This window comes from Streptomyces sp. NBC_00212, from assembly GCF_045206365.1.
Lineage (GTDB): Bacteria > Actinomycetota > Actinomycetes > Streptomycetales > Streptomycetaceae > Streptomyces.
In genome coordinates, this window is record NZ_CP108115.1 from 3,005,065 (window position 1) to 3,031,559 (window position 26,495).

23 protein-coding genes and 1 riboswitch are annotated in these 26,495 nt (G+C 69.7%); of the genes, 11 read left to right on the top strand and 12 right to left on the bottom strand.

Going from position 1 to position 26,495, the window contains the following annotated elements:
• The first annotated feature begins 237 nt into the window (after nt 1-237).
• Both OHA17_RS13500 and OHA17_RS13505 read left to right on the top strand, forming a co-directional pair.
• Complete coding sequence (locus OHA17_RS13500) at nt 238-651, top strand: anti-sigma regulatory factor (protein ID WP_053729847.1); 414 nt, start codon at nt 238-240, stop codon at nt 649-651.
• 14 nt (nt 652-665) lie between these two features.
• Nucleotides 666-1,598 (top strand): RNA polymerase sigma factor SigF, encoded by a 933-nt coding sequence (locus OHA17_RS13505; RefSeq protein ID WP_053729848.1) that lies wholly within the window; start codon nt 666-668, stop codon nt 1,596-1,598.
• A gap of 37 nt (nt 1,599-1,635) precedes the next feature.
• Here the strand turns inward: OHA17_RS13505 and OHA17_RS13510 are convergent, their stop codons facing one another.
• Nucleotides 1,636-2,070, bottom strand: a complete 435-nt coding sequence (locus OHA17_RS13510) for a hypothetical protein (RefSeq protein ID WP_406506883.1) — start codon at nt 2,068-2,070, stop codon at nt 1,636-1,638.
• Between the two features lie 93 nt (nt 2,071-2,163).
• On the opposite strand from OHA17_RS13510, the gene OHA17_RS13515 reads away from it, so the two are divergent.
• Together OHA17_RS13515 and OHA17_RS13520 are read left to right on the top strand one after the other, a co-directional pair.
• Nucleotides 2,164-3,129, top strand: a complete 966-nt coding sequence (locus OHA17_RS13515) for a diacylglycerol kinase family protein (protein WP_053729850.1) — start codon at nt 2,164-2,166, stop codon at nt 3,127-3,129.
• A gap of 320 nt (nt 3,130-3,449) precedes the next feature.
• Entirely contained in the window at nt 3,450-3,707 is a 258-nt protein-coding gene (locus OHA17_RS13520) for a WhiB family transcriptional regulator (RefSeq protein WP_004937597.1), read from the top strand.
• 168 nt (nt 3,708-3,875) lie between these two features.
• On the opposite strand, the gene OHA17_RS13525 is transcribed toward OHA17_RS13520, so the two are convergent.
• Both OHA17_RS13525 and OHA17_RS13530 read right to left on the bottom strand, forming a co-directional pair.
• On the bottom strand, nt 3,876-5,342 hold the full coding sequence (locus tag OHA17_RS13525) for a sensor histidine kinase (RefSeq protein WP_398876562.1): 1,467 nt from the start codon (nt 5,340-5,342) through the stop codon (nt 3,876-3,878).
• Nucleotides 5,343-5,648: 306 nt separating this feature from the next.
• Nucleotides 5,649-6,251 carry a TetR/AcrR family transcriptional regulator gene (locus tag OHA17_RS13530; RefSeq protein WP_053729852.1) on the bottom strand — a complete coding sequence of 201 codons (603 nt, stop codon included), beginning with the start codon at nt 6,249-6,251 and terminating at the stop codon, nt 5,649-5,651.
• A 103-nt stretch (nt 6,252-6,354) separates the two neighbouring features.
• Between OHA17_RS13530 and OHA17_RS13535 the strand changes: the two genes are divergently transcribed.
• A complete protein-coding gene (locus OHA17_RS13535) occupies nt 6,355-7,107 on the top strand; it encodes an SDR family oxidoreductase (RefSeq protein WP_406506886.1) in 753 nt (250 codons plus the stop codon).
• Between the two features lie 263 nt (nt 7,108-7,370).
• Nucleotides 7,371-8,156 (top strand): glucosamine-6-phosphate deaminase, encoded by a 786-nt coding sequence (gene nagB, locus OHA17_RS13540; RefSeq protein WP_398876230.1) that lies wholly within the window; start codon nt 7,371-7,373, stop codon nt 8,154-8,156.
• Nucleotides 8,157-8,541: 385 nt separating this feature from the next.
• Here nagB and OHA17_RS13545 read toward each other — a convergent pair whose 3' ends face one another.
• The 9 genes from OHA17_RS13545 to OHA17_RS13585 all read right to left on the bottom strand — a co-directional run bounded on the left by OHA17_RS13545 (nt 8,542) and on the right by OHA17_RS13585 (nt 19,330).
• Nucleotides 8,542-9,711, bottom strand: coding sequence for an MFS transporter (locus tag OHA17_RS13545; RefSeq protein ID WP_406506888.1), 1,170 nt, complete (start codon nt 9,709-9,711; stop codon nt 8,542-8,544).
• 7 nt (nt 9,712-9,718) lie between these two features.
• The gene (locus OHA17_RS13550; RefSeq protein WP_406506890.1) at nt 9,719-10,237 is read right to left on the bottom strand and encodes a GNAT family N-acetyltransferase; all 519 of its coding nucleotides are present in this window, start codon (nt 10,235-10,237) and stop codon (nt 9,719-9,721) included.
• Entirely contained in the window at nt 10,238-11,410 is a 1,173-nt protein-coding gene (locus OHA17_RS13555; protein ID WP_406506891.1) for a type III PLP-dependent enzyme, read from the bottom strand.
• Nucleotides 11,403-12,722 (bottom strand): DUF6271 family protein, encoded by a 1,320-nt coding sequence (locus OHA17_RS13560; RefSeq protein ID WP_406506892.1) that lies wholly within the window; start codon nt 12,720-12,722, stop codon nt 11,403-11,405. The genes OHA17_RS13555 and OHA17_RS13560 overlap by 8 nt, the downstream gene beginning before the upstream one ends.
• On the bottom strand, nt 12,704-13,774 hold the full coding sequence (locus tag OHA17_RS13565) for a phytanoyl-CoA dioxygenase family protein (protein ID WP_406506893.1): 1,071 nt from the start codon (nt 13,772-13,774) through the stop codon (nt 12,704-12,706). Before OHA17_RS13565 ends, OHA17_RS13560 begins: the two co-directional genes overlap by 19 nt.
• A 790-nt stretch (nt 13,775-14,564) precedes the next feature.
• A complete protein-coding gene (locus OHA17_RS13570) occupies nt 14,565-16,082 on the bottom strand; it encodes a glycoside hydrolase family 3 protein (RefSeq protein WP_406506894.1) in 1,518 nt (505 codons plus the stop codon).
• Between the two features lie 9 nt (nt 16,083-16,091).
• Nucleotides 16,092-16,946: a carbohydrate ABC transporter permease gene (locus tag OHA17_RS13575; RefSeq protein WP_053729860.1), complete on the bottom strand. Its 855-nt coding sequence runs from the start codon at nt 16,944-16,946 to the stop codon at nt 16,092-16,094.
• A 29-nt stretch (nt 16,947-16,975) separates the two neighbouring features.
• Complete coding sequence (locus OHA17_RS13580; protein WP_398876238.1) at nt 16,976-17,974, bottom strand: carbohydrate ABC transporter permease; 999 nt, start codon at nt 17,972-17,974, stop codon at nt 16,976-16,978.
• Nucleotides 17,975-18,049: 75 nt separating this feature from the next.
• Nucleotides 18,050-19,330: an extracellular solute-binding protein gene (locus tag OHA17_RS13585; protein ID WP_406506895.1), complete on the bottom strand. Its 1,281-nt coding sequence runs from the start codon at nt 19,328-19,330 to the stop codon at nt 18,050-18,052.
• A gap of 481 nt (nt 19,331-19,811) precedes the next feature.
• Between OHA17_RS13585 and OHA17_RS13590 the strand changes: the two genes are divergently transcribed.
• The 5 genes from OHA17_RS13590 (at nt 19,812) to OHA17_RS13610 (ending at nt 26,447) form a co-directional block, all read left to right on the top strand.
• Nucleotides 19,812-20,573: a GntR family transcriptional regulator gene (locus OHA17_RS13590; protein WP_053729863.1), complete on the top strand. Its 762-nt coding sequence runs from the start codon at nt 19,812-19,814 to the stop codon at nt 20,571-20,573.
• A 132-nt stretch (nt 20,574-20,705) separates the two neighbouring features.
• Nucleotides 20,706-20,993, top strand: coding sequence for a DUF3311 domain-containing protein (locus tag OHA17_RS13595; RefSeq protein WP_406506896.1), 288 nt, complete (start codon nt 20,706-20,708; stop codon nt 20,991-20,993).
• Nucleotides 20,990-22,609: a monocarboxylate uptake permease MctP gene (gene mctP / locus OHA17_RS13600; RefSeq protein ID WP_406506897.1), complete on the top strand. Its 1,620-nt coding sequence runs from the start codon at nt 20,990-20,992 to the stop codon at nt 22,607-22,609. The genes OHA17_RS13595 and mctP overlap by 4 nt, the downstream gene beginning before the upstream one ends.
• A gap of 183 nt (nt 22,610-22,792) precedes the next feature.
• Nucleotides 22,793-22,869, top strand: a riboswitch (cobalamin riboswitch).
• A gap of 147 nt (nt 22,870-23,016) precedes the next feature.
• Nucleotides 23,017-25,434: a ribonucleoside-diphosphate reductase subunit alpha gene (locus OHA17_RS13605; protein ID WP_406506898.1), complete on the top strand. Its 2,418-nt coding sequence runs from the start codon at nt 23,017-23,019 to the stop codon at nt 25,432-25,434.
• Nucleotides 25,434-26,447, top strand: a complete 1,014-nt coding sequence (locus OHA17_RS13610; RefSeq protein ID WP_398876243.1) for a ribonucleotide-diphosphate reductase subunit beta — start codon at nt 25,434-25,436, stop codon at nt 26,445-26,447. Before OHA17_RS13605 ends, OHA17_RS13610 begins: the two co-directional genes overlap by 1 nt.
• Nucleotides 26,448-26,495 lie beyond the last annotated feature (48 nt).

The window sequence follows — 26,495 nt, forward strand, 5'->3', positions numbered from 1 at the left end:
CGACGCCTGGGTACGTCAACCCGGGCTCGGTTCACAGCAATTGGGCACTGCAAACCTCTAGCCACTGTCCGTACTCATAGGCTTACCATGAGTGACAGCCGCCGGGAGAGCTTCCGGCGACAGGGCACCATGGATCGCGATAGCGTCGCCAGTCCAGGTACGGACCCCGTACCCACGGCCCCGGGACCTCCCCTCTCCCCGGGCCTCGATAGAGCTTGTGCCACCTTGGAGGTGAGGGTGTCCCAGATCGCAGGCGAGCCCGGGAATCAGGACTTCGTGGAAGTCCGGCTGCCGGCTGCGGGTGCCTACCTGTCGGTGCTGCGTACGGCCACGGCCGGACTCGCGGCACGTTTGGACTTCACCCTCGACGAGATCGAGGACCTGCGCATCGCGGTCGACGAGGCCTGCGCGATCCTGCTCCAGCAGGCCGTTCCAGGTTCCGTACTGAGCTGCGTGTTCCGCCTCGTCGACGACTCGCTGGAGGTCACCGTCTCGGCGCCGACCACCGACGGGCGGGCCCCGGAGCGCGACACCTTCGCGTGGACGGTGCTCTCCGCCCTGGCCGGCAAGGTCGACTCCTCGGTGGCCGAGGACCGTACGGTCTCCATCAGCCTGTACAAACAGCGCGGCGCGGGACCCGGACCGGCGTGAGCGGGGAGGGTCCGGTGCGGGACGACAAGCGCATCCCCGAAGCGGTGCGCTCCGCGGGCATCCCGGAGCAGCAGGCCCGGCCGCACCCGGTGGACAGCCCTGTGGATGGCCCAGATGGCGTTTTGTACGCGGCGGAGCAGGCAGAGCGGGCGACCCTTATGAGCGAGCACATCGAGCACAGGCAGCACGATCCACACGATCGCAGCGGGGCGCGGGCGATGTTCATCGAGCTGCGCAAGCTGCCCGACGGATCCCCGGAGAAGTCCGAGCTGCGCAATCAGCTGGTACGGATGCACCTGCCGCTGGTCGAGCACCTGGCGCGGCGCTTCCGCAACCGGGGCGAGCCCCTCGACGACCTGACCCAGGTCGCCACGATCGGTCTGATCAAGTCGGTGGACCGGTTCGACCCCGAGCGGGGCGTGGAGTTCTCGACGTACGCGACGCCCACCGTCGTCGGCGAGATCAAGCGGCACTTCCGCGACAAGGGCTGGGCGGTGCGGGTGCCGCGCCGGCTCCAGGAGCTGCGGCTCGCGCTCACCACGGCGACGGCGGAGCTGTCCCAGCAGCACGGCCGCTCGCCGACGGTGCACGAACTGGCCGAGCGGCTCGGCATTTCGGAGGAGGAGGTCCTGGAGGGCCTGGAGTCGGCCAACGCCTACTCCACGCTGTCCCTCGACGTGCCGGACACCGACGACGAGTCGCCGGCGGTGGCGGACACCCTGGGTGCGGAGGACGAGGCGCTCGAAGGCGTCGAGTACCGCGAGTCCCTCAAGCCGCTCCTTGAGGACCTGCCGCCGCGGGAGAAGCGGATCCTGCTGCTTCGGTTCTTCGGCAACATGACCCAGTCGCAGATCGCGCAGGAGGTCGGCATCTCGCAGATGCACGTCTCGCGCCTGCTGGCCCGCACGCTGGCCCAGCTCCGCGAGAAGCTGCTCGTCGAGGAGTAGGCCGGGGTCCGGGGGCGCTGCCTCCGGACCCTGCTCGTTACGCGTCGCGCATCGGCCCGCGGATTCCGAGCGCCTTGGTCGTGGCCGGGTTCACCAGGAGTACGAGGCCGGTGATGGCCACCGCGGCGAGGGCGATGCCCGCCGGGATCCACGGGGCGCCGTCGGAGTTCAGGAACATCCAGGCGACTGGCAGCGCCATGATCTGGGTGATCATCGCGGGGCCCCGGCTCCAGCTGCGGCGGCGCAGCAGGCCGCGGGCGGCGATCAGCGGGATCAGGCCGAGGACGACCAGGGTCAGGCCGCCCGTCTCGGCCTGGGTGGGCCGGTCGGGCTTGCCGGTCAGGCCCATCACGAGCATGTAGAGGCCACCGGCGACCAGGGCGAGGCCTTCCAGCGCGGACAGCGCCGCCGCGGCGGTCAGCCGGCCGGGGCGCGGTTCGGCGGGGGCTTCGGGGGTCTGCTCAGTACTCACCCGGCCAGGGTAGCCCGCGTTCGGGGCCCGGCCCGGGCCCGGCGGTCCGGGCCAAGTACACCCCGATACCACCCGGTAGGTAGTCTGGCGCCCATGCGTGCACTTCTCGTGGTCAATCCGGCGGCTACCACCACCAGTGCGCGCACGCGTGACGTCCTCATTCATGCCCTCGCCAGCGAGATGAAGCTGGAGGCCGTGACCACGGAGTACCGCGGCCATGCCAAGGACCTCGGGCGGCGGGCGGCCGAGAGCAACGACATCGATCTCGTGGTGGCGCTCGGCGGCGACGGCACGGTCAACGAGGTCGTGAACGGTCTGCTGCACAACGGGCCGAGCCCCGAGCTCCCTGAATTCGCGGTGGTTCCCGGCGGTTCGACGAATGTGTTCGCGCGGGCGCTCGGCCTGCCCAATGACGCTGTGGAGTCGACCGGTGTCATTCTCGACGCGCTGCGCGAGAACCGGCACCGCACCGTGAGCCTGGGTCTCGCCTCCGGGGTCCCGGGCAGCGTGGACGAAGGCGTTCCTGAACGCTGGTTCACTTTCTGTGCCGGGTTCGGATTCGACGCGGGTGTGGTCGGCCGGGTCGAACAGCAGCGGGAGCGCGGAAAGCGCTCGACGCATGCGCTCTATTTGCGCCAGGTGGCGCGCCAGTTCTTCGGCGAGCCCCATCGCAGACACGGCCAGATCACGCTGGAGCAGCCCGGCGCCGAGCCCGTCGAGGACCTCGTCCTGTCCATAGTCTGCAACACCTCCCCCTACACCTACCTGGGCAATCGTCCGCTGTACTCGTCCCCCGAGGCCTCCTTCGAGGCGGGCCTGGACGTGCTCGCGCTCACCAAGATGACCGCGCCCTCGGCGACCCGTTACGCGACCCAGCTGCTCACTTCGACCCCTGACCGGGGTCCGCACGGCAAGCACGCCGTATCACTGCACGACCTGACGGACTTCACCTTGCATTCCAAGGCCCCGCTCCCCTTCCAGATGGACGGCGACCACCTGGGCCTGCGTACCAGCGTCGCGTTCACAGGCGTACGCCGTGCACTGCGTGTGATTGTGTGAGCGGAAGGGCCCAAAGTCCTTTCACTCGAACGTTTAGGCTGGCATCCACCCCATGGAAGTACGACTGTGACCCAGTCGACACCGAGGAATCCAAAAAAACTTTCCTGAAGGGGTTGTATCCGCCGCCGAGGTTTGCGAATCTCTACATGGCGATCGGGACGGCCCGCAACACCGGCCTCCACTGAAAGCCAGAACCCCTCCTCAAACCAGGACCACCACCAGTCCAACTGGAAGATGGCCCTTCCCTTGTTGAGGGATTCGTGAAAGCGTTCACATTCACAAGCACCCCCCTGCACGTAACACCAAGAGAGGTAGCAGCCATGGACTGGCGTCACAACGCCGTTTGTCGTGAGGAAGACCCCGAGCTGTTCTTCCCCATCGGCAACACCGGTCCTGCGCTGCTGCAGATCGAGGAAGCCAAGGCCGTCTGCCGCCGCTGCCCCGTCATGGAGCAGTGCCTGCAGTGGGCGCTCGAGTCCGGCCAGGACTCCGGCGTCTGGGGTGGCCTCAGCGAGGACGAGCGCCGCGCGATGAAGCGCCGTGCCGCTCGCAACCGGGCGCGCAACGCGACCGCCTGAGCCCCCACCTTCTGCCTTAGCACCGCGCGGCGCGTACAGAGCGTACGCACTCACCGCCCCCCGAGCCGCAGCGCGCAGCAGTAACCCACAGCATTCGAGCCCCGAACCGTCACTCACGGTTCGGGGCTCGCTGCTGTTGTGTGTGCGCCGCCGGGCGCGGGGCACCCGCTACTTCTCGGGGCCCACCGGGATGTCGAGCACGACCTTCGTACCGCGCTCGGGCGCCGGCACCATGTCGAAGCTGCCGCCCAACTCGCCCTCCACCAGGGTCCGTACGATCTGCAGGCCCAGGTTTCCGGTGCGCTGCGGGTCGAAGCCCTCGGGCAGGCCCCGGCCGTCGTCCCGCACCGTGATCAGCAGCCGGGAGTCCTCGCGGGTGCCGCCGCGCAGCGCCGCGACCTCCACCGAACCCTGCTCCCCCGGCGCGAACGCATGCTCAAGCGCGTTCTGCAGCACCTCGGTCAGGACCATGGACAGCGGGGTGGCGACCTCGGCGTCGAGGATCCCGAAGCGGCCGGTGCGGCGGCAGTTGACCTTGCCGGGCGAGATCTCGGCGACCATCGCGAGCACCCGGTCGGCGATCTCGTCGAACTCGACGCGCTCGTCCAGGTTCTGGGACAGGGTCTCGTGCACGATCGCGATCGAACCGACGCGCCTGACCGCCTCGTTGAGCGCCTCGCGGCCCTGGTCGGAGTCCATCCGGCGAGCCTGGAGCCTGAGCAGCGCCGCGACCGTCTGGAGATTGTTCTTCACCCGGTGGTGGATCTCCCGGATGGTGGCGTCCTTGGTGATCAACTCCCGCTCGCGGCGGCGCAGTTCGGTCACGTCGCGCAGAAGCACCAGCGAGCCGATGCGCGTGCCCTTCGGCTTGAGCGGGATGGCGCGGAGCTGGATCACCCCGTCGTTGCCCTCGACTTCGGCCTCCCTCGGCGCGTACCCGCTGGCGAGCTTGGCGAGGGACTCGTCCACCGGGCCGCGCGGCGGCGCGAGGTCGGCGGTCAGCTGGCCCAGGTGCTGGCCGACGAGGTCGGAGGCGAGCCCGAGCCGGTGGTAGGCGGAGAGTGCGTTGGGCGAGGCGTACTGGACGATGCCGTCCGCGTCGAGCCTGATCAGGCCGTCACCCGCGCGCGGCGAGGCGTCCATGTCGACCTGCTGGCCGGGGAAGGGGAAGGACCCGGCGGCGATCATCTGGGCGAGGTCGGACGCGGACTGAAGGTAGGTGAGTTCGAGCCGCGAGGGTGTACGCACAGTGAGCAGGTTCGTGTTCCGGGCGATCACCCCCAGGACGCGCCCTTCGCGGCGTACGGGAATGGACTCGACGCGGACCGGGACCTCCTCGCGCCACTCCGGGTCGCCCTCGCGCACGATGCGGCCCTCGTCAAGGGCGGCGTCGAGCAGCGGGCGCCGGCCGCGCGGCACCAGGTGGCCGACCATGTCGTCCTGGTAGGAGGTGGGGCCGGTGTTGGGCCGCATCTGCGCGACCGACACGTAGCGCGTGCCGTCCAGGGTGGGGACCCAGAGCACCAGGTCGGCGAAGGACAGGTCGGAGAGCAGCTGCCACTCCGAGACCAGCAGATGGAGCCACTCGAGGTCGGACTCACTCAGAGCGGTGTGCTGGCGTACGAGGTCGTTCATGGAGGGCACGCTGTTGAGCGTACCCGCGGGCACCGACAGAGAATGACTGCGGGCCGCGGCGCCTGGACGGGACCCTCAGCCCGCCCGGGCACCGCAGCCCGGTTGCCGGCCGACGGGTGTGCGGTCCCCCTCGGCCTTCAATGGAGGTCACGGCGCGGTCAGGGCAGAAAGCGCCGGGGCCTCGGTTCCGCCCGCCTGTGCGGGGTGGGCGGAAGTCTCGGTGTGTTCATTGTGGACTAGACCATTCTGCCATGTCCATCCATCTGCACGGCACAATCTTCCTCGTCCGCAAGGCGACCGCAACCCTCAGCGGCCGTCCGGGGGCCAGGCCAGCATGGCCGCCTCGGCGACGGCTTCGAGCTCGGCGCGGGTGGCGCCGTCGCGGGCCTGCTGGGACATGCCCTGGAAGACGGCGCCGCTGAGGCGGGCGAGCGTGCCGGCATCGGCGCTCTTGGGGAGGTGACCGGCCGCGATGTCCGCGGCGATCCGGCTCTCGATGGCGGCCAGACTGGCGTTGCGCCGATCGCGCAGCGTGGTGCTGACGCACTCGCTGGTGCAGTTGGCCGCGGCGCTGATCACCAGGCAGCCGTAGGGGTGCGCGGGATCGGTGAACTCGGACGCGGCCTCGCGCAGCAGCCGGGCGACCGCCGCCCGCGCGGTCGGCTCCTCGGCGAGCGCCCGCGTCGCGAAGGCGCCATGGGTCGCCCCGTACGTGCGCAGGACCTCCTCGAAGAGGGCCCGCTTGTCGCCGAAGGCGGCGTAGAGGCTGGGCGCGCCGATGCCCATGACCCGGGTCAGATCGGCGACGGAGGTGACCTCGTAGCCGTGGCGCCAGAACTCCATCGTGGCCTGCTCAAGTGCCTTGTCCCGGTCGAAGGAGCGGGGGCGGCCGCGCTGTTTCGTCGCCATGGCGTCGAGTCTACAGGGGTTTCTGTAGCGGCCATTAGAGAATGTGTTACGTTCTTTCCGTAGCGACCGCTACAGAAATTCTCGGGGTGGAAGGGGCGCGGCCATGGGCACGCTCGACGGGAAGACGGCGCTGGTCACGGGCGGCAGTAGGGGCATCGGGCGGGGCATCGCCGAGCGGCTCGGCCGGGACGGGGCGCGGGTCGCCGTGCATTACGGCGCGAACGAGACGGCGGCCAAGGAGACGGTCGCGGCCATCGAGGCGGCGGGCGGCTCGGCGTTCGCCGTCGGCCAGGAACTGGGGGTTCCGGGGGATGCGGCCGCCCTCTGGGAGGCCTTCGACCAGCAGGCCGACGGGCTCGACATCCTGGTGAACAACGCGGGGATCGGCCACCCCATACCGTTCGGCGAGGTCTCCGAGGAGGCGTACGACCGGTTCTTCGCCGTCAACGCCAAGGCGCCGTTCTTCGTGACCCAGCTCGGTCTGACCCGGCTGCGCGACGGCGGGCGCGTCGTCAACATCTCCAGCGGGCTCGCGCGTGCGGCCGTGATGCCGGAGACGCTCACGTACGCCATGACCAAGGGCGCGCTCGACGTGTTCACGCGGAACCTGTCCAAGGTGCTCGGGCCGCGCGGGATCACGGTCAACTCGGTGGCGCCCGGGATCATCGACACGGACATCAACGCGAGCTGGCTGCGCGCCAGCGACGAGGTCTGGGCCGCGACGGCGGCGCGCTCGCCGCTCGGCCGGGTCGGCGAGCCCTCCGACATCGCGGACGTGGTGGCGTTCCTGGCGTCCGACGACGGCCGCTGGATCACGGGCCAGTGGCTGGACGCGACGGGCGGCTCACTCCAGTAGGGCCCGGCGCGTCTCGGTCACCTCGGCCAGGACCCTCGGAGCATCGGGTCCTGGCCGCGGGCGATCGTGACACCGCTCGCTCGAAGGGAAATGCGGCCGCGTCATGTTCCATGCCGCCGAATGGCCGTCTCCGTATGCGTTCCGGCAACCCGTCCGGTCGACGATGGGAGCAGGCGCGACCGCCGGCCGACGGGCCATCGCTCTGCTAGATTGGTCTATACCACGCCCGTTGTAGTTTCACGTCTCCAGATCGGCAGGCCCACGTGGAAGTTGTCATCGTCCCGGACGCCAAGGCAGGCGGCGAGCTCATCGCGGAGTCGATCGCCGCCCTGTGGCGCCGCAAGCCCGACGCCCTGCTCGGCGTGGCCACCGGCTCGACCCCGATCCCGATCTACGACGCGCTGACCGCGAAGGTCGCCGCCGGTGACGTGGACGTCTCGCAGGCCCGCGTGTGCCAGCTCGACGAGTACGTCGGCCTGCCCGCCGGGCACCCCGAGTCCTACCGCGCCACCGTCATCCGCCAGGTCGTCGAGCCGCTCGGGCTCGGCCCGGACTCCTTCATCGGCCCGGACGGTTCCGCCGAGGACGTGCAGGCCGCGTGCGAGGCCTACGACCTGGCGCTGGCCTCGGCCGGCGGCGTGGACCTGCAGATCCTGGGCATCGGCACCGACGGGCACATCGGCTTCAACGAGCCCTGCTCCTCGCTCGCCTCGCGCACCCGGATCAAGACGCTCACCGAGCAGACCCGGGTCGACAACGCGCGCTTCTTCGACAACGACATCGACCAGGTGCCGCACCACGTGATCACCCAGGGCATCGGCACCATCCTGGAGGCCCGCCACCTGGTGCTGCTCGCCACCGGTGAGGGCAAGGCCGAGGCGGTCGCGCAGACCGTCGAGGGTCCGGTCGCCGCGGTCGTGCCGGCCTCGGCGCTCCAGCTCCACCAGCACGCGACGGTCGTCGTGGACGAGGCGGCCGCGTCCAAGCTGAAGCTGGCGCCGTACTTCCGGCACACCTTCACCAACAAGCCGGTGTGGCAGGGGCTCTAGCTCCGCGAAGGGGCGGGTCCTCTCAAGCGCGGGCCGGCGGGGGCTGCTGTTTGCGCAGTTCCCCGCGCCCCTGAACCCTCCTTCGGCCGCGGACCGTGCGTGGTCGCTCGCGCAGTTCCCCGCGCCCCTAAAAGCAAGCGCTGCGCGCACGTGCCAGCCTTCGGCCGCGGGTCGCAGGTGGCTGGTCGCGCAGTTCCCCGCGCCCCTTCAGGGCGCTCAACAGCCCAGCACTGGCCGCCCCAAACCCTCTAGGGGCGCGGGGAACTGCGCGACCAGCCCGCGACGGCCCGCGGCCGGGCAGCAAAGCCGCGGGAGCGCTTTACGGGTACGCAAGTGCCGGGCACTCCTCCAACAGGCGTGCCCGGCACTTTCGTATGCGCAAGCCCTACGCGTCCGCCAGGACCGGGAAGCGGATCCGGGTGCTGCACGCGGAGACGACCAGCGCCGAGACGGCCACCGCACCCATCCCCCACACCAAGCTCGTGCCGTTCGCGATGAAGCCGATCACCGCGGGCCCGGCCAGCAGGCCCGTCGTGCCCATGGCGGCGACCAGCGCCAGCGCGTCCGAACCCTGGCGGGCGGCCGCCACGTACACGCACGGGGTCACCGCCGCGATGCCGAGTCCGACGCAGGCGAACCCGAGCAGCGCCGGGACCACGCCTCCGGCAAGGAGGGCGACGGCCAGGCCCACGCCCGCCAGCGCGCTGCCGACCCGGACGACGCGTTCGTCGCCCCACTTGGTGCGCCAGCCGTCGGCGAAGAGGCGGGCAAGCACCATCATCACCGAGACGACGGCGATGCCCAGCGGGGCGAGTTCGGCCGCCGCGCCCGCGCTGTCCTTCAGGTAGAGCGCCGACCAGTCGTTCATGGCGCCCTCGGTCACGGTGCCGAACGCCATCGCGAGGCCCATCCAGATCGTCACGCGGGTGGGGAGGGTCAGCCCACGGGCCTTCTTTCCGGTGGGCTCCACCGGCTCCGCCACCTTCTGATCCTCCGTCAGCAATCCCGCGCGCGCCGCGAGGACCAGCACCACCAGCAGCACCGTCGCCGTGCCGAAGTGGGCCGGGAGGGCCGAGGACAGCGAGGTGACGCCGGACGCGAGCAGCGCCGCGAACAGCGAACCCGCGCTGAACGTCGCGTGCATCCTGGCCATCGTGGTCCGCTGGTACTTGACCTCAAGGGCGGCCGCCTGCGCGTTCATCGCGACGTTCAGACAGCCGACCGCGACCCCGTCGAAGAACACGATGAGCAGCGTGACCGGATAGTCCGGCGTGACCGACAGGGCAAGCAGGACCACGCCCAGGCCCAGCGCCGAGAGGACGGCGAGGCGCCGCGAGCCGAGCCTCTTCGTCAGGATCGCCACGAGCGGGAAGGAGACCGCCGCGCCCGCCCCGCAGACCATCAGGAGCAGGCCGAGTTCCGCCTCGGACAGGTCGAGCCTCGTCTTCAGCGCGGGAATCCGCGAGACCCAGGTGGCGTACTGGAAGCCGAGGCAGCAGAACAGCGCCGCGATCGCCACTTGTGATCGACGGTATTCATCGGAGGCGCGAAACATGCGCAATTCAGCCTACTTCCATGGACATGTACACCGCGTTCGTGCCGTAGCTCGCCGGCAGTTCGACCTCCGGGTGGGCTCGGTAGCCCAGCTGGGCCCAGAGGACGTGGGCGCCCCGGACCGCCACCATGGAGATCCGCTCGTACCCCAACTCCCGTGCGGTGGCCAGGAGATGGGTGAGGAGTCGGGGGCCAAGGCCCCGGCCGCGCAGGTGCTCGGCTATGACGAGGTCGTGCGCGTGCAGGTTGCGGGAGGGGTGGTCCGCGTCCTCCGCGCGGCTGAGGTCGGGACTGGCGAAGGGCGGGTAGGGCAGGGCGAGGAGGTAGCCGCCGACGCGCCCCGCGTGCTCCAGGACGAAGCAAGTGCCGGACGAATGGCGGGACTTGAGGGCTTCGCGGCCTTCCGACAAGCCGTCCTGCTCGTAGGCGCCCGCTTCCAGAGCCACGATCGTGTCCCAGTCGCGCTCGGCCAGCGGGCGGATGCGGACGTCGGTGTCCAGCAGCGGGTCGGTGTCCAACAGGGGCATCTACTTCGAACCTCCGATGCAGGTGTACGGCAGCGGGTCGAAGCCGTTGAAGCCCTGGGTCGTGTAGCCGACGGCGTACGCGCCGCAGGAGTGGACCCAGACCGGGTCGCCGGACGCCGCGCCCTCGGGGACCTGGACGAGTCCGGCCTCGTAGTCGTACGCGTCGTCGCTGTCGCAGGTGGGGCCCGCGATCACGGCCGGAACGTACCGGCCGCCCGCGTGGCCGGGGAACTCCAGGCGGTACTGCAGCTCGTCCATCTCGTAGAGGCCGTTGAACTTTCCGCAGCTCAGGTACAGCCAGTGCTGCCGCTCGCCGTCGCGCCGGCGCCGGGCCGAGAGCCGGGACACGCGGGCCCGGATGGCGCCGTGGTCGGCGACCAGGTGACGGCCGGGCTCCATCAGGAACTCAAGGGGTGACGCCGACTGCTCACCGAGCCGCTGCATGCCTTCGCGCAGGACGGCGAAGATCTTGTCCAGTGGGGGGTCGAGAGGGCGGCCGTGCTTGTCGAGGCAGCCGAGCGCGGGCAGACCGCCGCCGAGATTGACCGTGTCGAGCAGGATGCCCCGTTCGTTCAGGACCGCCACCAGGTCCGCGAGCTCGTCGAGCGCGCTCTGCCAGGCCTCGGACGTCATCTGCTGCGAGCCGACGTGCACGGACAGACCCGACGGGGTCAGGCCCGCGTCCCGCGCCGCTTCCAGGACACGTACGGCGTCGTCGGCCGAGCAGCCGAACTTCTGGCTGAGGCCCCACAACGCGCCGTCCCCGCTGGTGGCGAGGCGGCAGAACACCCGGGCCCCCGGGGCGAGTCGGGCGATCGCGGCGACGTCCTCGACGCTGTCGGTGGCGAAGTCCCGGATGCCCATGCGGTAGGCGTCGGCGATGTTCTCGTCCGACTTGATCGTGTTGCCGTAGTGGATCCGGTCGAGCGGTACGCCGGTCCTGATGGCCTGCTCGATCTCGCGAGGGCTCGCCGCGTCGAAGCCGGCGCCCTGGCGGGCGAGGCAGTCGAGCACCTCGTCCACGGGGCACGCCTTCATGGCGAACCGGACCTGGATACCCGGCAGTTCGCTGATCAGCTTCGCGTACTGGGCCGCGATTCCGTCGAGGTCGAAGAAGATCCGGTCGTCGGTGGCGTCGGCCAGCGCGGCCCGGATGGCCGTGCCCTCACGCATCGTCGACACCCCGGACCGGAGCCTCGGCTCTGCTCGCCGCCACCAGCGGACCCCATGCCTCGATGAGCAGGGCGAAGTCCTCGATGTCGGCCTGCGCCTCGTCGAGCAGGCGCGCCCGCAGTGGCACCAGATGATCGGCGAACTCCCCGTATTTCCCGCCCAGTTGGCGGTAGCAGCGATCGAGCACCGCCAGCCTGCGGACGTTCTCCGCGCGGTCCGTGCCCGCGCTGCCCGCGGCGAGTCCGGCGATCGTGGCGGCGCGTACGTGGTGCCGCTCGTCGAGCAGGGCTCCGCGCGCCTCCTCCATCGCCGTATAGACCGGGTAGAGGTAGAGCATCGACAGGAGGAACTTGGCGAACCGCAGCTGGTAGGCGGTGAAGCCGGGGCCGGTCCGCCGCTCGGGGGTGTAGTAGTTCACGATGTTCCGGTTGTGCACCACGCCGGGCAGTGTCGCGTCGCGCACCAGGTGCAGCAGGAAGTAGTCGCTGCCTATGGTGCTGGTCGCGGGCGGCAGCGGCACGCGCTCGTACACCTCGCGGTCGAGGCCGATGTTGCACATGTCGACCCGCCAGATGTCGGGGGCGCCGAGCGTCGACTCGTCGTGGGTGAACGGGTCGGTGCCCGCCCCGACGAACGAATCCTCGACGAGCTCGCGCCGCTTGTCGGGCGGGGTGCCGGCCTCGGCCCACAGGCCGACCACCTCGTAGTAGATGTCGGGGTCGAGGTCGCGTATCTCGCCGATGTCCACCGACAGCTCGCCCACGAACGAACTGCCCACCATCGCGACCGGCTTGTGGATGTCCGCCGGGTCGAGCCGGGTCCGCGTGACATCGGGTACGGCGTCCACGGCCCGCTTCCCGAGCGAGAGCAGTTCGTGGTGGATGGGGAAGACGGGCTCGCCGTCCAGGATCTGGTAGCTGCTGTCGGAGTCCCTGCGGTGCACGGAGGCGCAGCCGAGCGAGCTCGCGATGAGGAACGCCCGGTTGGTGCAGGCGCCGTACGACACGTCGGCGGGCAGCATGAGGTCGAGCATCAGGTCGGGCTTGGCCGGAGCGGCCCGGGCGATGACCCGCTGGAGGAAGTCCCGCTGCCGCGCCTCGTCGAGGTGGTGCACGAGGACATTCCCGACCGGCGCCAACTCCCTTACCGCGCGGGCGTGTTCGGCGCGGGTCGGCTCGTCCGAGGAGTCCAGGATCAGCAGCCGCACCTCGACGTCGAAGTGTTCGGCGGCGTACGCGGCCTCCTCGTGCACCGCCGCGATGGTGTCCGTGCAGGCCCGGTTGGTGGGCAGCGTCAGGCAGATGCGTCGCACGCGGGCTCCTCGGTCGGCGTTGCGGGCCCGGTGGCGCCCCAGGATTCGAGGCCCAGCAACTTGGCGCCCAGGTCGGTGAGTTCGGCGGTCGGGTACCTGAGGGACTCGTGCCTGCGGGCATCGCCCACCAGCGTCTTGTTCCAGTCCGGGGTGCTGAGGCTGCGCCAGGATTCGACGCGGGACTTCCGCACCTCCTGGTCCGACTCCAGGGCGGGCATCATCGAGAGGTACTGGACCGCTCGGACACCGTTGTCGGAGGTGTTGCGGGCCACGCCGTGCGCGAGCAGCCCGTTCCAGATCAGCAGGTCACCGGCCTTGAGTTCGGGCCGGACGACGGGGAATTCGGCGCGGTCGGCGTTCGGCCTGATCGGGTCACGGCCGGCGGGCTGGGCGACCTTCCACTCCTCGAAGCGGCGGAACAGTTCGGGCGAGCACTGGAAGCCGCCGTGGTCGTCCTGGGTGTCGTTGAGCGCGATGATCCCCTGGACGCGCTGCGGCAGCACGCCGAGCGTGGTGTCGACGTCCCAGTGCAGCTCGATGTCGAAGCCCTCGTCGGTGGGTTCGATGTGCGCGCGGTCGCGGTCCTTGATGTTGGGCGGGTTCAGGTTGAGCCGGTCGAGGGTGACCCAGAGCTCCTCGCAGTCCCACACGTCGGCGAACGCGTCGTAGACCCGCTGGGTCTGGCGGCTGTCCCAGAGCAGCTGGTGGTGGTACGCCTCGACGAACCCGTAGACGTGCAGGTGCTGTTCGAGCTCGGAGGCGAACTCGCGGTCCTCCGCGTACCAGGTCTCGGGCCGCTCGGGGTCCAGGCCCTGGAAGTCCCAGGTGAAGTCGAGGAGGCGCTGGGCGGCCGCGGCCGGGATCGCCTCCTTCACTATGACGTAGCCGTACGTCTGCCAGAACGCGAAGTCGTCCTCGGAGAGGACGCGCAGCGGGCGCGACTTCTCGATGTCCCGCAGCGGGGTGCGGGCCAGGTAGGTCTCGCCGCCGTCGGAGCTGAAATAGGGGACGTCGGAGGCGGCTCGGTAGAGATATCGGTCGGGTGCCGACATGCGATCACTCCAGGGTGCGGATGGCTAGGTGGCTGAGCGGATCCCCTGGTCGGCACAGGGACATGGCCCGGGCGCGGGCGTCCTGTTGGGCGGGGATCGGCAGGGTGCGGCGGCCGGAGCGGTGCGCGCGGCCGGCCCGGTGAGATCACGGTCGGCGGCGAAGCGCTGCGGCTGATGGGTTCGGCATACGGTCGTGCTCGCGTCCGGCGTGCACCTTGCGGCCGTCCGGGGCCGGGTATGTGCGGTGTGCCGGGCGATGCGGGGCCCTCGGCGTGGTCCTTGCGCCGACCGGTTCACAGTCGGGCATTGCTAGGGCAAACAGGCGCGTGGCAACCGGACTTGGCAAGCTCGGCGCGTCCTCGCGCCGGCCGGTCACCCGGTGGAGAACGTACGTCTCCACGAAGACAGGGCCGGGGTTGCCACCTCCTTGCGCTCGGTGCCGCTCATGGGACGGGGGCACCTACACCGATCTTGCGTACCTCCAAGGTGGACTAGACCAACTTCCGGTGTCAAGCCCCAAGTTGGGGCGGTGGCGGCACCCAAAACGGACGGGTTCACGCACCGGACACGGGGAGGACACATACTGTCAAGTAGACGCCCCCACGGCCGAGTTGACGGGTCCTCAAGGGAAGGACCGGAACGCTCCGCTCCGGCGGACCGTACAAGTCGGCCCTCGCGGACACCGAAAGTCGGCCCCATCGTACATGCGGCCTCGGGCATGCCCGCACATGCAAACGTGGCGGGTGACGGTCCGCCGACCGTCACCCGCCACGTGGTTCGTTGGCGGTAGTCAGACCCCCGCGATGGCCTCCGCCGCGGCCCGCCCGCACACCCGGGCCGCGCCGTGCGTGGCGACGTGCAGCGCGCCGCGCGGGGTCGCCCGCGGCACGCCCATCTCGACCACGACCGTGTCCGGACGGGCCGCGAGGAGGGCGTCCAGGGCGCCCGCCATCCAGGGGTGGCGGTGTTCGTCGCGTACGACCGCGACGATGCGGCGCTCCCCCGCGGCCGCCAGCACATCGGCGGCGGCGCTGTCCGTGCCGTACGTGCCGCTCTCGGTGCCGGGCAGCAGGGCGGCGAGCTCGCCGCCGATGCTCCAGGGGGTCTCGCTGCTCACCGCGATGTTCATGACGGGGGTGAACGTGGCCACATACGGGGCCTGCTCCAGCGGGCACCAGGACGGCGAGGCGGTGATCCGGGCCGCCCGGCGCGCGGCCACCAGGCCGATGTCGCTGCCGGTGCCGGGCGCGGTCCCCTCCTGCACCGCCGCGCCCGGCGCCGCCACATCCCCCCTGGCCCGTTGGGTCCAAGCCGCCAGCGCACGTACCCGCGCGGCGGCGTCGGCCAGGCGTTCCTCGGCGAGGTCGCCGTCCCGTACCGCCTTGACCAGCGCGTCGCGCAACCGCAGTACGGTGCCCTCGTCGGCCAGGCCGCCGCCGACGCACAGGGCGTCGGCGCCCGCCGCGATCGCGAGGACGGAGCCTCGCTCGATGCCGACCGTCCCGGCGATGGCCTGCATCTCCACCGCGTCCGAGACGATCAGCCCGTCGTAGCCGAGCTCCTCGCGCAGCAGTCCGGTGAGGATGCGCGGGCTGAGCGTGGCGGGACGTGCGGGGTCGAGCGCGGGAAGGAGGATATGCGCACTCATGACCGACTTGGAACCCGCCGCGATCGCGGCACGGAAAGGCATCAGCTCACGGGCGTGCAACGTGTCGAGGTCCACATCGATGCGGGGCATCGCGTGGTGCGAGTCGACATTGGTGTCGCCGTGGCCGGGGAAGTGCTTGGTGCAGGCGGCGACCCCGGCGGCCTGGAGGCCCTCGATGTAGGCGGCGGTGTGCCGGGCCACCAGGTCGGTCTCGGCCCCGAAGGCCCGTACGCCGATGATCGGGTTGTCCGGGTTGGAGTTCACGTCGGCGGACGGCGCCCAATTGAGGTTGACGCCGCACTCGGCGAGCCGGCGGCCCAGCTCGCGGGCGACCTCGCGGGTCAGGTCCACGTCGTCGACCGCGCCGAGCGCGAGGTTGCCGGGGAAGGACGAGCCGGTGCGGACCTCGATGCGGGTGACGTCACCGCCCTCCTCGTCGATGGCCACCAGGAGGTCGTCCCGCTCGGCCCTCAACTGGGCCGTGAGCGCGGCCACTTGCGGGGCGGAGACGATGTTGCGGCCGAAAAGGCCGACGGATGCGAGGCCTTCACCGATGCGGTGAAGGAGCCAGTCCGGCGCGCTGGTGCCGGTGAACCCGGGCTGGAGGACGGCGAGGGCGTCGCGGGTCAGCGTGTCGGAACCCGTGGTCATAGTCGTCATGGGGCGGGGTTATCCCTTCACTGCGCCGGCCGTCAGACCCGCGGCCATCTTGCGCTGGACGAGGAGGAAGAGAATCACGATGGGAACGGCCATCATGGTCGATCCGGCCATCATCGGGGCGTACTCGGTGCCGTGCTGGGTGGTGAAGTTGGACAGCCACACCGTGGCCGTCTGGTGGTTCTGGCTCATCAGCATGAGGGCGTAGAGGTACTCGTTCCACGCCTGGATGAAACCGTAGACCGAGGTCGCCACCATGCCGGGCGCGAGCAGCGGGAAGACCACGCGGATGAAGGCGCCGGTGCGGCTGCAGCCGTCGACCATGGCCGCCTCCTCCAGCTCCTTGGGCACGTTGACGATGAATCCGCGCAGCGTCCACACCGTGAAGGGGAGGATGAAGGTCAGGTACGTGATGATCAGGCCCGAGAGCTTGTCGTACTGACCGAGGTCGTTGAGCAGCAGGAAGACCGGGATGATCATGGCGACCAGCGGCACCATCTGGACCGCGAGGATGCCCACGATGACGATCTTGCGGCCGCGGAAGGCGAACCGGGAGATGGCAAGCGCCGCGAGCAGGCCGACCGCGATGCCGATGACGACCACGACGACCGAGACGGTCAGGGAGCGGCCGATCGAACCCCAGAAGTCGCCGATCTGGAGCGCCCGCTTGAAGTTGTCGAGCGTGAAGTTCGTCGGGAACAGGTGCGGATCGGGGTCGATCGCGTCCTTGGCCGGCTTGAACGCGGTGTTCAGCATCCAGTAGACCGGGAAGCCCGCGGTGACGAAGACGAGCAGGCCGAGCAGGTTCCAGCCGAGCTTGGTCTTCTTGCGGGTGGGGCGGGCCGGCGCAACGGTTGAGGCAGCCATCGTTACTCCCGTGTTTCCGTTCGCGATGCTCACTCGACGTCCCCGATCTTGAGCATCTGGCGCATGTACACCGCGATCACACCGAGCAGCAGGAGCACGGTGAGCAGGGCGATCGCGGAGCCCTGCGAGTAGTCGTTGACGACGAAGGCCTTGTCGTACGAGTACGTGGTGAGGAGTTGGTACTCCGGCTCGGGGTGACCGCCGCGCATCACGAAGACCTGCGGGAAGACGCCCATGTCCCAGATCACCGAGAGCGTCGCGAGCATCACGATGATGGGCTTGAGGATCGGCAGCGTGACGTGCCGGAACACGCCCCAGGAGCCGGCGCCGTCGAGCCGGGCGGCCTCTTCCAGCTCCTTGGGGACCTGGGTGAGGCCGGCGCTGAGGGTGATGACGACGAACGGCACCGCGCCCCAGACCACGAGCAGCATGATCACGGCGAGGCCCTGGGTGCTGCTGATGAACCAGTTGTGTCCGGTGACGTCGACCCCGGGCAACTGGCTGAGCAGCCAGTTCAGTACGCCGTAGTCGCTGTCGAACATCCACTTGAAGACGGTGATCGCGACGACGATGGGCATGCCCCAACTCGCCACCAGGGCAATGTTGATGAGGGTCTTCACCCAGCCCGAGACCCGCTGGAGCAGCAGGGCGATCAGCATGCCGATGACCATGGTCAGGACGACCGCGGTGGCGGCGAACAGGACGGTGCGTACGACGACGTGCCAGAACTCGGCGTCGCCGAGGACGGTGGCGAAGTTGTCGAAGCCGACCGACTCGGCGGCCTTGAAGCCCCACAGCTGCGGCTGCCCGAACTTCTGGAAGGACAGGGTGACGAGCCGTACCAGCGGATAGCCGAGGACGAGCGCGAGGACGAGCAGACAGGGCGCGAGCAGTGCCCAGGGCACCGCCGCTCCCCCGCCCGTGCCACGCTTCTTCCCCGGCTTGCCGGGCTGACCGGATCCAGCACCCGGTAGTGGGTCGCGCCGCGCCGGCGGCACCTTGGCGGTGGTTGTCTCTGCGGCACTCATCGCGCGCTCCTGGTGATCCCTCTCTGGAACTGGCCGGGCAGGGCCCCGTCGGCGTGACGGGGCCCTGCCCAAAGGTCACTTGGTGTTGATGACCTTGTCGATCGCGGCGTCCGCGTCCTTTGCGGCGGCCTCGACCGTCTTCTTACCGGTGCCGATGGACTGGAGCATGTCCTGGAGGGTCTTGGCCTTCTCGACCTGGCCCCAGCCCGGCGCCATCGGGACGAACCAGCTGGACTCGGCCGCGGTGGCCGGGACGGCCGTCTTCGGGTCCGACTTCAGCGGCGCGAGGTCCGTCTTGTTGTTGGGCAGGTTGCCCTTGGCGATCAGGCCCTTCTGGCCCTGGGTGCCGGTGAACGCGTTGATCCACTCGGCGGCGAGCGCCTGCGCCTTGGACTTGACCGGAACCGCGAGGTCCGAGCCGCCGAGGAAGACCGGCATGGCCTTGCCGGACGGGGCCGGCATCACGAAGCTCTCGATCTTGTCGGCGAGCTTGCCGACCTTGTCGTTCTCCGGCAGGGCGGCGTTGGCGCCCTCCCAGGCCGGGCTGAAGACGAGGGCCGACTTGCCCTGGCCGTAGACGATGGGACGGTCGGACTCGTCCTTCGTCTTGTCGCCCTTCATGTACTTGTCGACGACGTTCTTGAACTCGGTGAGGCCCTTGATGGACTCCGGCGAGGACAGGTTGGCCTTGAACTTGTCGCCGTCCTGCTTGGCGATGGAGCCGCCGGCGTCGTACACGAAGGACATGGCCGCGTACCAGTCGCGGGTGGGCTGGTACCAGGCGCTGAACTTGTCGCCCTGCTTCGCCTGGATCTTGTCCAGGTCGGCGGTCAGCTCGGTGTACGTCTTCGGGGTCGCGGTGATGCCCGAGTCGGCGGCGATGTCCTTGCGCCAGGTCGCCGTGCGGCCACCGGCGTAGTAGGGGACGCCGTAGGTCTTGCCGTCGTACGAGACCGAGGCCTTGAGGCCGTCCAGCCAGGCGGCGGAGTTGTCGAACTTCGACGGGTCGATCTCGGCGAACGCGCCCTTGACCGAGTAGGCGAGCATCTCGGTGTTGCCCATCTCCACGACGTCCGGCGCCTTGTCGGTGGCGAGGACGGCGTCGAGCTTGGCGTTCTTGTCCGGCCAGCCGTAGTACTCGTGATTGATCTTCAGACCGGGGTGCTTGGCGACGATCGCGTCGTCGGCCGCCTTGACCAGCTCGGGCCAGTTCTTCTGCGCGTCGACCGTCAGCCAGACGGTGAGCTCCTTGGCGTCGCCCCCCGCTGCGCCGTCCTTCTTGTCACTGCCGCCGCACGCCGCGGCGCCGATCATGATGCCCGCGACGCCGATCGCCGCGATGAGCTTGCGCTTCACGCCACTCTCCTCAGGGATGACTGACCCCGTTGCCTTCTTCGTGGCCCCGCCCACCGCGATGCGGCATACGACGAGTACTGCCCGTGGGGCTGGGTTCTGGTCTTTAATGGTTTAGACCAGTACCGGGAGCTTGGCCTAGACCTTTAGGGGTGTCAAGAGTCGATAAGAACGCTGAGACCGTCCGTTATCGGACCGACACCTCGCCGCCCGGCACGCCCCACAACTCCGCCCCCAGCGGCCCGATCCGGCCCGCGCCGGGCTGCCCGCGGACGACTCCCCGGGCTTTAATGGTTTAGACCAACTTGCACACTTCCCCGCACGTCCGCCGCGTGGCGGTGTATAAGAAGGGCTTGTCGATCGCGTTACCGGACCGACACCCTGACGGAGGGCGACGACCCGTGACCGGTCCGTGCCACCATGTGAGCCGCGACAGACGGAGGAGCCGGTGACGGCAGCAGCGCAGCACTCGGGAAGGCAGGCCATGGCCGACGGGAGCGGGAGCGAGACAGAGGCGGGCGCCGGCGCCCGTACCGCTCGCGTGCCCAAGTACTACCGCCTCAAGCGTCACTTGCTGGAGATGACGGAGACCCTGCCGCCCGGCACCCCGGTGCCGCCCGAGCGCACCCTCGCCGCGGAGTTCGACACCTCCCGCACCACCGTGCGCCAGGCCCTCCAGGAGCTGGTCGTCGAGGGCCGCCTTGAGCGCATCCAGGGCAAGGGCACGTTCGTCGCCAAGCCGAAGGTCTCCCAGCCGCTCCAACTCTCCTCGTACACCGAGGACATGCGCGCCCAGGGCCTGGAGCCGACCTCCCAGCTCCTCGACATCGGCTACGTCACCGCCGACGACACCCTCGCCGGGCTGCTCGACATCACCGCCGGCGGCCGCGTCCTGCGCATCGAGCGGCTGCGCCTGGCCAGCGGCGAGCCGATGGCCATCGAGACCACCCACCTGTCCGCCAAGCGCTTCCCGGCGCTGCGCCGCTCGCTGGTCAAGTACACCTCCCTCTACACCGCGCTCGCCGAGGTGTACGGGGTGCACCTCGCGGAGGCCGAGGAGACCATCGAGACGTCGCTGGCCACCCCGCGCGAGGCCGGGCTGCTCGGCACCGATGTCGGCCTGCCGATGCTGATGCTGTCGCGGCACTCCCTCGACGGCCAGGGCGAACCCGTGGAGTGGGTGCGGTCGGTGTACCGGGGCGACCGGTACAAGTTCGTGGCCCGCCTCAAGCGGCCGGCCGACTGAGCGCGCCCTCCCGGCCGCCCAGCCGTCCGGAATCCGGACGGGGGTTCCCTTGACCGAATCTCTCCCCTAGATTTCCTGCGCATTACCAAGTGATCCAACGCACAGGTGATCGTGAGGGGACGGAGCCACCCAATGCCGGAATCGACAGAAGTGAGGAGACCGGTGATCACGCCCTTGCGCGTGGTCATCGCGCTCTGCCTGATCGCGCCCTTCGTGGCGATGCTGTGGGTGAGCTCGTACGCCAAGACGGACCCGGCGCTCGGCGGCATCCCGTTCTTCTACTGGTACCAGATGCTCTGGGTGCTGATCTCGACCGCACTCACGATGATCGCGTACAAGCTGTGGCAGCACGACCAGCGCTCGCGCGCCGCCTCCACCCCGCACACCTCCGACGACGACAAGGGGGGTGCGTCCAAGTGAAGGACGGCGTGAACGGCGTCGCGCTCGGCGTCTTCATCTTCTTCTTCCTGGCCGTCACGGTCATCGGCTTCATGGCGGCCCGCTGGCGCAAGGCCGAGAACGAGGCGAGCCTGGACGAATGGGGCCTGGGCGGGCGGTCGTTCGGCACCTGGGTCACCTGGTTCCTGCTCGGCGGCGACCTCTACACGGCCTATACGTTCGTGGCCGTACCGGCGGCGATCTACGCGGCGGGCGCGGCGGGCTTCTTCGCGGTCCCGTACACGATCCTCGTCTACCCGCTGATCTTCACGTTCCTGCCGCGCCTGTGGTCGGTCTCGCACAAGCACGGCTACGTCACCACCTCGGACTTCGTGCGGGGCCGGTTCGGCTCCAAGGGCCTGTCCCTCGCGGTCGCGGTCACCGGCATCCTCGCGACGATGCCGTACATCGCGCTCCAACTGGTCGGCATCCAGGCCGTGTTGGACGTCATGGGCGTGGGCGGCGAGTCCAACAACTGGTTCGTCAAGGACCTGCCGCTGCTCATCGCGTTCGCGGTGCTCGCGGCGTACACGTACTCGTCCGGCCTTCGCGCGCCCGCGCTGATCGCATTCGTGAAGGACGGCCTGATCTACCTGGTGATCGCGGTGGCGATCATCTACATCCCGATCAAGCTGGGCGGCTTCGACGCCATCTTCAGCGCGGCGCAGCACAAGTTCGCGGGTCCGCCCGGCGGCAAGCCGACCGGGGCCATCGCGCCCGGCGAGTCGAGCCAGTGGACGTACGCCACGCTCGCGCTCGGCTCGGCGCTGGCCCTGTTCATGTACCCGCACTCGATCACCGCGACGCTGTCCTCGCGCAGCCGCAACGTGATCCGCCGCAACACCACGATCCTGCCGCTGTACTCGCTGATGCTGGGCCTGCTCGCACTGCTCGGCTTCATGGCGATCGCGGCCGGGGTCAAGGTCACGAACGGCCAGCTGGCGATCCCCCAGCTCTTCGAGGACATGTTCCCGGACTGGTTCGCGGGCGTCGCCTTCGCGGCGATCGGCATCGGCGCGCTGGTCCCGGCGGCCATCATGTCGATCGCGGCCGCGAACCTTTTCACCCGCAACATCTACAAGGACTTCATCAAGCCGGACGCGTCGCCCGCACAGGAGGCCAAGGTCTCCAAGCTGGTCTCGCTGGTCGTGAAGGTCGGCGCCCTGGTCTTCGTCCTGACCATGGACAAAACCGTCGCCATCAACTTCCAGCTCCTGGGCGGCATCTGGATCCTGCAGACCTTCCCGGCCCTGGTCGGCGGCCTGTTCACGCGCTGGTTCCACCGCTGGGCGCTGCTCGCGGGCTGGGCGGTCGGCATGGCGTACGGCACGCTCGCCGCGTACGGGGTGGCCTCGCCCACCCAGAAGCACTTCGGCGGCTCCTCGAAGGAGATCCCGGGCATCGGCGAGATCGGCTACATCGGCCTCACCGCGTTCGTCCTGAACGTGGTGGTGACGGTGGTCCTCACGGTCGTCCTGCGCGCCCTGAAGGCCCCCGATGGCGTCGACGAGACCTCGCCCGCCGACTACACGGCGGACGCGGGCGACCCGGGCGTGGCCACGGAACTCCCCCCGGCGACGGCGGGCTCGGCGCACTGAGTTCCCCTGTTGGTACGCGAAAGGGCCGCCGCATCCCGGAGGGTGCGGCGGCCCTTCTCCGTGAGCCGGTCAGCGCGCCCCCGTAGGGATCGACGGCGAAGCCGTGCCCCGCGCGACACAACATGTGGGGGGTGCCACGCACAGCGCCCCCCACATGTATGCTCGTCCTCGCTGTCGCCGCAGGGGAATCCGGTTCGAATCCGGAACTGTCCCGCAACGGTATGACCCGTACCCCTTTGTACGGGCCGAGTCCGATGACCTGCCGATGGCGCGTCCGGGTCGACCGAACCGGATGCCAGACGTCCGGGCCTCGCGGTTGGGCCGGTGGACGACGTGCTCAGGGCTGCCCCGAGGCGCGCCGACGCCTCCTCCGAAAGGCCCCGTGCCGAGCGAGGGAGTGCCCCCACGTGACCATCGCCCCTGCGGATCCCGCTTCAGCGATCACCGAAGAGTTGGCCGATGCCCCGGGGACCGCGCTGCTGCGGACCCTGACGGACCTCACCGCCGACCTCGCGGACACCGACCCCGGCCGGGTCGCCGCCGCCGCGCTGCGGGGCCGCAACGCCCGTTCCGACGAGGCCGAGCTGCGCGAGCTGGCCACCGAGGCGGCCGCGGGGCTCATCTCCGAGGACCCGGCGTACTCCCGCCTCGCCGCCCGGCTCCTGACCATCACCATCGCCCAAGAGGCCGCGACCCAGGGCGCGGTGTCGTTCTCCGCCTCGGTCGCCGTCGGCCACCGCGAGGGCCTGATCGCCGACCGCACCGCCGACTTCGTCGACGCCCACGCCGCCCGCCTCGACGCGCTGGTGGACGCGGCCCTCGCCGACGGCGCCGACGACCGCTTCGGCTACTTCGGCCTGCGCACCCTCTACTCCCGCTACCTGCTGCGCCACCCGATCACCCGCAAGGTCGTCGAGACCCCCCAGCACTTCATGCTGCGCGTGGCGTCCGGCCTCGCCGAGGACGAGTCGGTCCGCGCCCTGGACGAAGTGGCGTCCCTGTACGGCCTGATGAGCCGCCTGGACTACCTGCCGTCCTCCCCCACGCTCTTCAACTCCGGCACCCGGCACCCCCAGATGTCGTCCTGCTACCTGCTCGACTCGCCGCTGGACGAGCTCGACTCGATCTACGACCGCTACCACCAGGTCGCCCGGCTCTCGAAGCACGCGGGCGGCATCGGCCTCTCGTACTCCCGCATCCGCGGCCGCGGTTCGCTGATCCGGGGCACCAACGGCCACTCCAACGGCATCGTCCCGTTCCTCAAGACCCTTGACGCGTCGGTGGCCGCGGTCAACCAGGGCGGCCGGCGCAAGGGCGCGGCCGCGGTGTACCTGGAGACCTGGCACTCCGACATCGAGGAGTTCCTGGAGCTGCGCGACAACACCGGTGAGGACCAGCGCCGTACGCACAACCTGAACCTCGCGCACTGGATCCCCGACGAGTTCATGCGCCGGGTCGACGCCGACGGCCAGTGGTCGCTGTTCTCACCGGCCGACGTGCCCGAGCTCGTCGACCTGTGGGGCGAGGAGTTCGACGCCGCCTACCGCAAGGCCGAGGCCGCCGGGCTCGCCCAGAAGACCATGCCGGCCCGGGACCTGTACGGCCGCATGATGCGCACCCTCGCGCAGACCGGCCAGGGCTGGATGACGTTCAAGGACGCCTCCAACCGCACCGCCAACCAGACGGCCGAGCCGGGACACACCGTCCACTCCTCCAACCTGTGCACCGAGATCCTGGAGGTGACGGACGACGGCGAGACGGCCGTCTGCAACCTCGGCTCGGTCAACCTCGGCGCGTTCGTCGTGGGCGACGGGATCGACTGGGAGCGCCTGGACGAGACCGTCCGCACCGCCGTGACCTTCCTCGACCGGGTCGTCGACATCAACTTCTACCCGACCGAGCAGGCCGGCCGCTCCAACGCCAAGTGGCGCCCGGTGGGCCTGGGCGCGATGGGTCTGCAGGACGTCTTCTTCAAGCTGCGCCTGCCCTTCGACTCCCCCGAGGCGAGGGCGCTCTCCACCCAGCTGTCCGAGCGGATCATGCTCACGGCGTACGAGGCCTCCACCGACCTCGCCGAGCGCCCCCAAGCATCTCCGACAGGCTCCGATGCAGGGGGGACCCCCATGGGCCCCTTTCCCGCCTGGGACAAGACCCGCACCGCGCGCGGCGTGCTGCACCCCGACCACTACGACGTCGAGCTGACCTGGCCGGAGCGCTGGGCGGCCCTGCGGGAACGTATCGCCAAGGTCGGCATGCGCAACTCGCTGCTCCTCGCGATCGCCCCGACCGCGACCATCGCGTCCATCGCGGGCGTGTACGAGTGCATCGAGCCGCAGGTCTCCAACCTCTTCAAGCGCGAGACGCTGAGCGGCGAATTCCTCCAGGTGAACGGCTACTTGGTGGAGGAGCTCAAGAACCTGGGCGTGTGGGACGCGCAGTCCCGCGAGGCGCTGCGCGAGGCGAGCGGCTCGGTGCAGGACTTCGGCTGGATCCCGGCCGACGTGCGCGCGCTGTACCGCACGGCGTGGGAGATCCCGCAGCGCGGCCTCATCGACATGGCCGCGGCCCGCACCCCCTTCCTCGACCAGTCGCAGTCCCTGAACCTGTTCCTGGAGACGCCCACCATCGGCAAGCTGTCGTCGATGTACGCGTACGCCTGGAAGCAGGGCCTGAAGACGACGTACTACCTGCGCTCGCGCCCGGCGACGAAGATCGCCCGCGCCGCCCAGGCCACCCCCACCATCCCCGTCCAGCAGGCGGCCCCCGACGCCGACGCGATCGCCTGCTCGCTCGAAAACCCCGAGTCCTGCGAGGCCTGCCAGTAATGAGCAACACCGAAAAGAACCTTCTCGACCCGGGCTTCGAGCTGACCCTGCGTCCCATGCGCTACCCGGACTTCTACGAGCGCTACCGGGACGCGATCAAGAACACCTGGACCGTCGAGGAGGTCGACCTCCACTCCGACGTCGCCGACCTCGCGAAGCTGACGCCGGGCGAGCAGCACATGATCGGCCGCCTGGTCGCGTTCTTCGCGACGGGCGACTCGATCGTCTCCAACAACCTGGTGCTCACCCTCTACAAGCACATCAACTCCCCCGAAGCGCGGCTCTACTTGAGCCGTCAGCTCTTCGAGGAGGCCGTGCACGTCCAGTTCTATCTGACGCTGCTCGACACCTACCTCCCGGACCCGGAGGACCGCGCGGCCGCGTTCGACGCGGTCGAGGAGATCCCCTCGATCCGCGAGAAGGCGCAGTTCTGCTTCAAGTGGATCAACGAGGTCGAGAAGCTGGACCGCCTGGAGACCAAGGCCGACCGCCGCCGTTTCCTGCTCAATCTGATCTGTTTCGCGGCGTGCATCGAGGGCCTGTTCTTCTACGGCGCCTTCGCCTACGTCTACTGGTTCCGCAGCCGGGGTCTGCTGCACGGCCTCGCGACCGGCACCAACTGGGTGTTCCGCGACGAGACGATGCACATGAACTTCGCCTTCGAGGTCGTGGACACCGTCCGCAAGGAGGAGCCGGACCTCTTCGACGATCTGCTTCAGGAGCAGGTCACCGACATGATCAAGGAGGCGGTCGAGGCGGAGCTCCAGTTCGGCCGCGACCTGTGCGGTGACGGCCTGCCCGGCATGAACACCGAGTCGATGCGCGAGTACCTGGAGTGCGTCGCCGACCAGCGCCTGACCCGGCTCGGCTTCCCGGCGGTGTACGGCTCGTCGAACCCGTTCTCGTTCATGGAGCTCCAGGGCGTCCAGGAGCTGACGAACTTCTTCGAGCGCCGCCCGTCCGCCTACCAGGTGGCGGTCGAGGGCTCGGTGGGCTTCGACGAGGACTTCTAGTCCCCCACATGCGTAAGGCGTGAGGCTCCGCTGCCACGGGGGGAGCGG

What these genes read in the sequence shown, in the direction of transcription:
- OHA17_RS13515 (WP_053729850.1), top strand. Translation starts at nt 2,164, where the DNA reads ATGCGTGCACTTCTCGTGGTCAATCCGGCGGCTACCACCACCAGTGCG.
- OHA17_RS13520 (WP_004937597.1), top strand. Translation starts at nt 3,450, where the DNA reads ATGGACTGGCGTCACAACGCCGTTTGTCGTGAGGAAGACCCCGAGCTG.
- OHA17_RS13525 (WP_398876562.1), bottom strand. Translation starts at nt 5,342, where the DNA reads ATGAACGACCTCGTACGCCAGCACACCGCTCTGAGTGAGTCCGACCTC.
- OHA17_RS13530 (WP_053729852.1), bottom strand. Translation starts at nt 6,251, where the DNA reads ATGGCGACGAAACAGCGCGGCCGCCCCCGCTCCTTCGACCGGGACAAG.
- OHA17_RS13535 (WP_406506886.1), top strand. Translation starts at nt 6,355, where the DNA reads ATGGGCACGCTCGACGGGAAGACGGCGCTGGTCACGGGCGGCAGTAGG.
- OHA17_RS13545 (WP_406506888.1), bottom strand. Translation starts at nt 9,711, where the DNA reads ATGTTTCGCGCCTCCGATGAATACCGTCGATCACAAGTGGCGATCGCG.
- OHA17_RS13550 (WP_406506890.1), bottom strand. Translation starts at nt 10,237, where the DNA reads ATGCCCCTGTTGGACACCGACCCGCTGCTGGACACCGACGTCCGCATC.
- OHA17_RS13555 (WP_406506891.1), bottom strand. Translation starts at nt 11,410, where the DNA reads ATGCGTGAGGGCACGGCCATCCGGGCCGCGCTGGCCGACGCCACCGAC.
- OHA17_RS13565 (WP_406506893.1), bottom strand. Translation starts at nt 13,774, where the DNA reads ATGTCGGCACCCGACCGATATCTCTACCGAGCCGCCTCCGACGTCCCC.
- OHA17_RS13570 (WP_406506894.1), bottom strand. Translation starts at nt 16,082, where the DNA reads ATGACGACTATGACCACGGGTTCCGACACGCTGACCCGCGACGCCCTC.
- OHA17_RS13575 (WP_053729860.1), bottom strand. Translation starts at nt 16,946, where the DNA reads ATGGCTGCCTCAACCGTTGCGCCGGCCCGCCCCACCCGCAAGAAGACC.
- OHA17_RS13580 (WP_398876238.1), bottom strand. Translation starts at nt 17,974, where the DNA reads ATGAGTGCCGCAGAGACAACCACCGCCAAGGTGCCGCCGGCGCGGCGC.
- OHA17_RS13590 (WP_053729863.1), top strand. Translation starts at nt 19,812, where the DNA reads ATGGCCGACGGGAGCGGGAGCGAGACAGAGGCGGGCGCCGGCGCCCGT.
- OHA17_RS13595 (WP_406506896.1), top strand. Translation starts at nt 20,706, where the DNA reads ATGCCGGAATCGACAGAAGTGAGGAGACCGGTGATCACGCCCTTGCGC.
- OHA17_RS13610 (WP_398876243.1), top strand. Translation starts at nt 25,434, where the DNA reads ATGAGCAACACCGAAAAGAACCTTCTCGACCCGGGCTTCGAGCTGACC.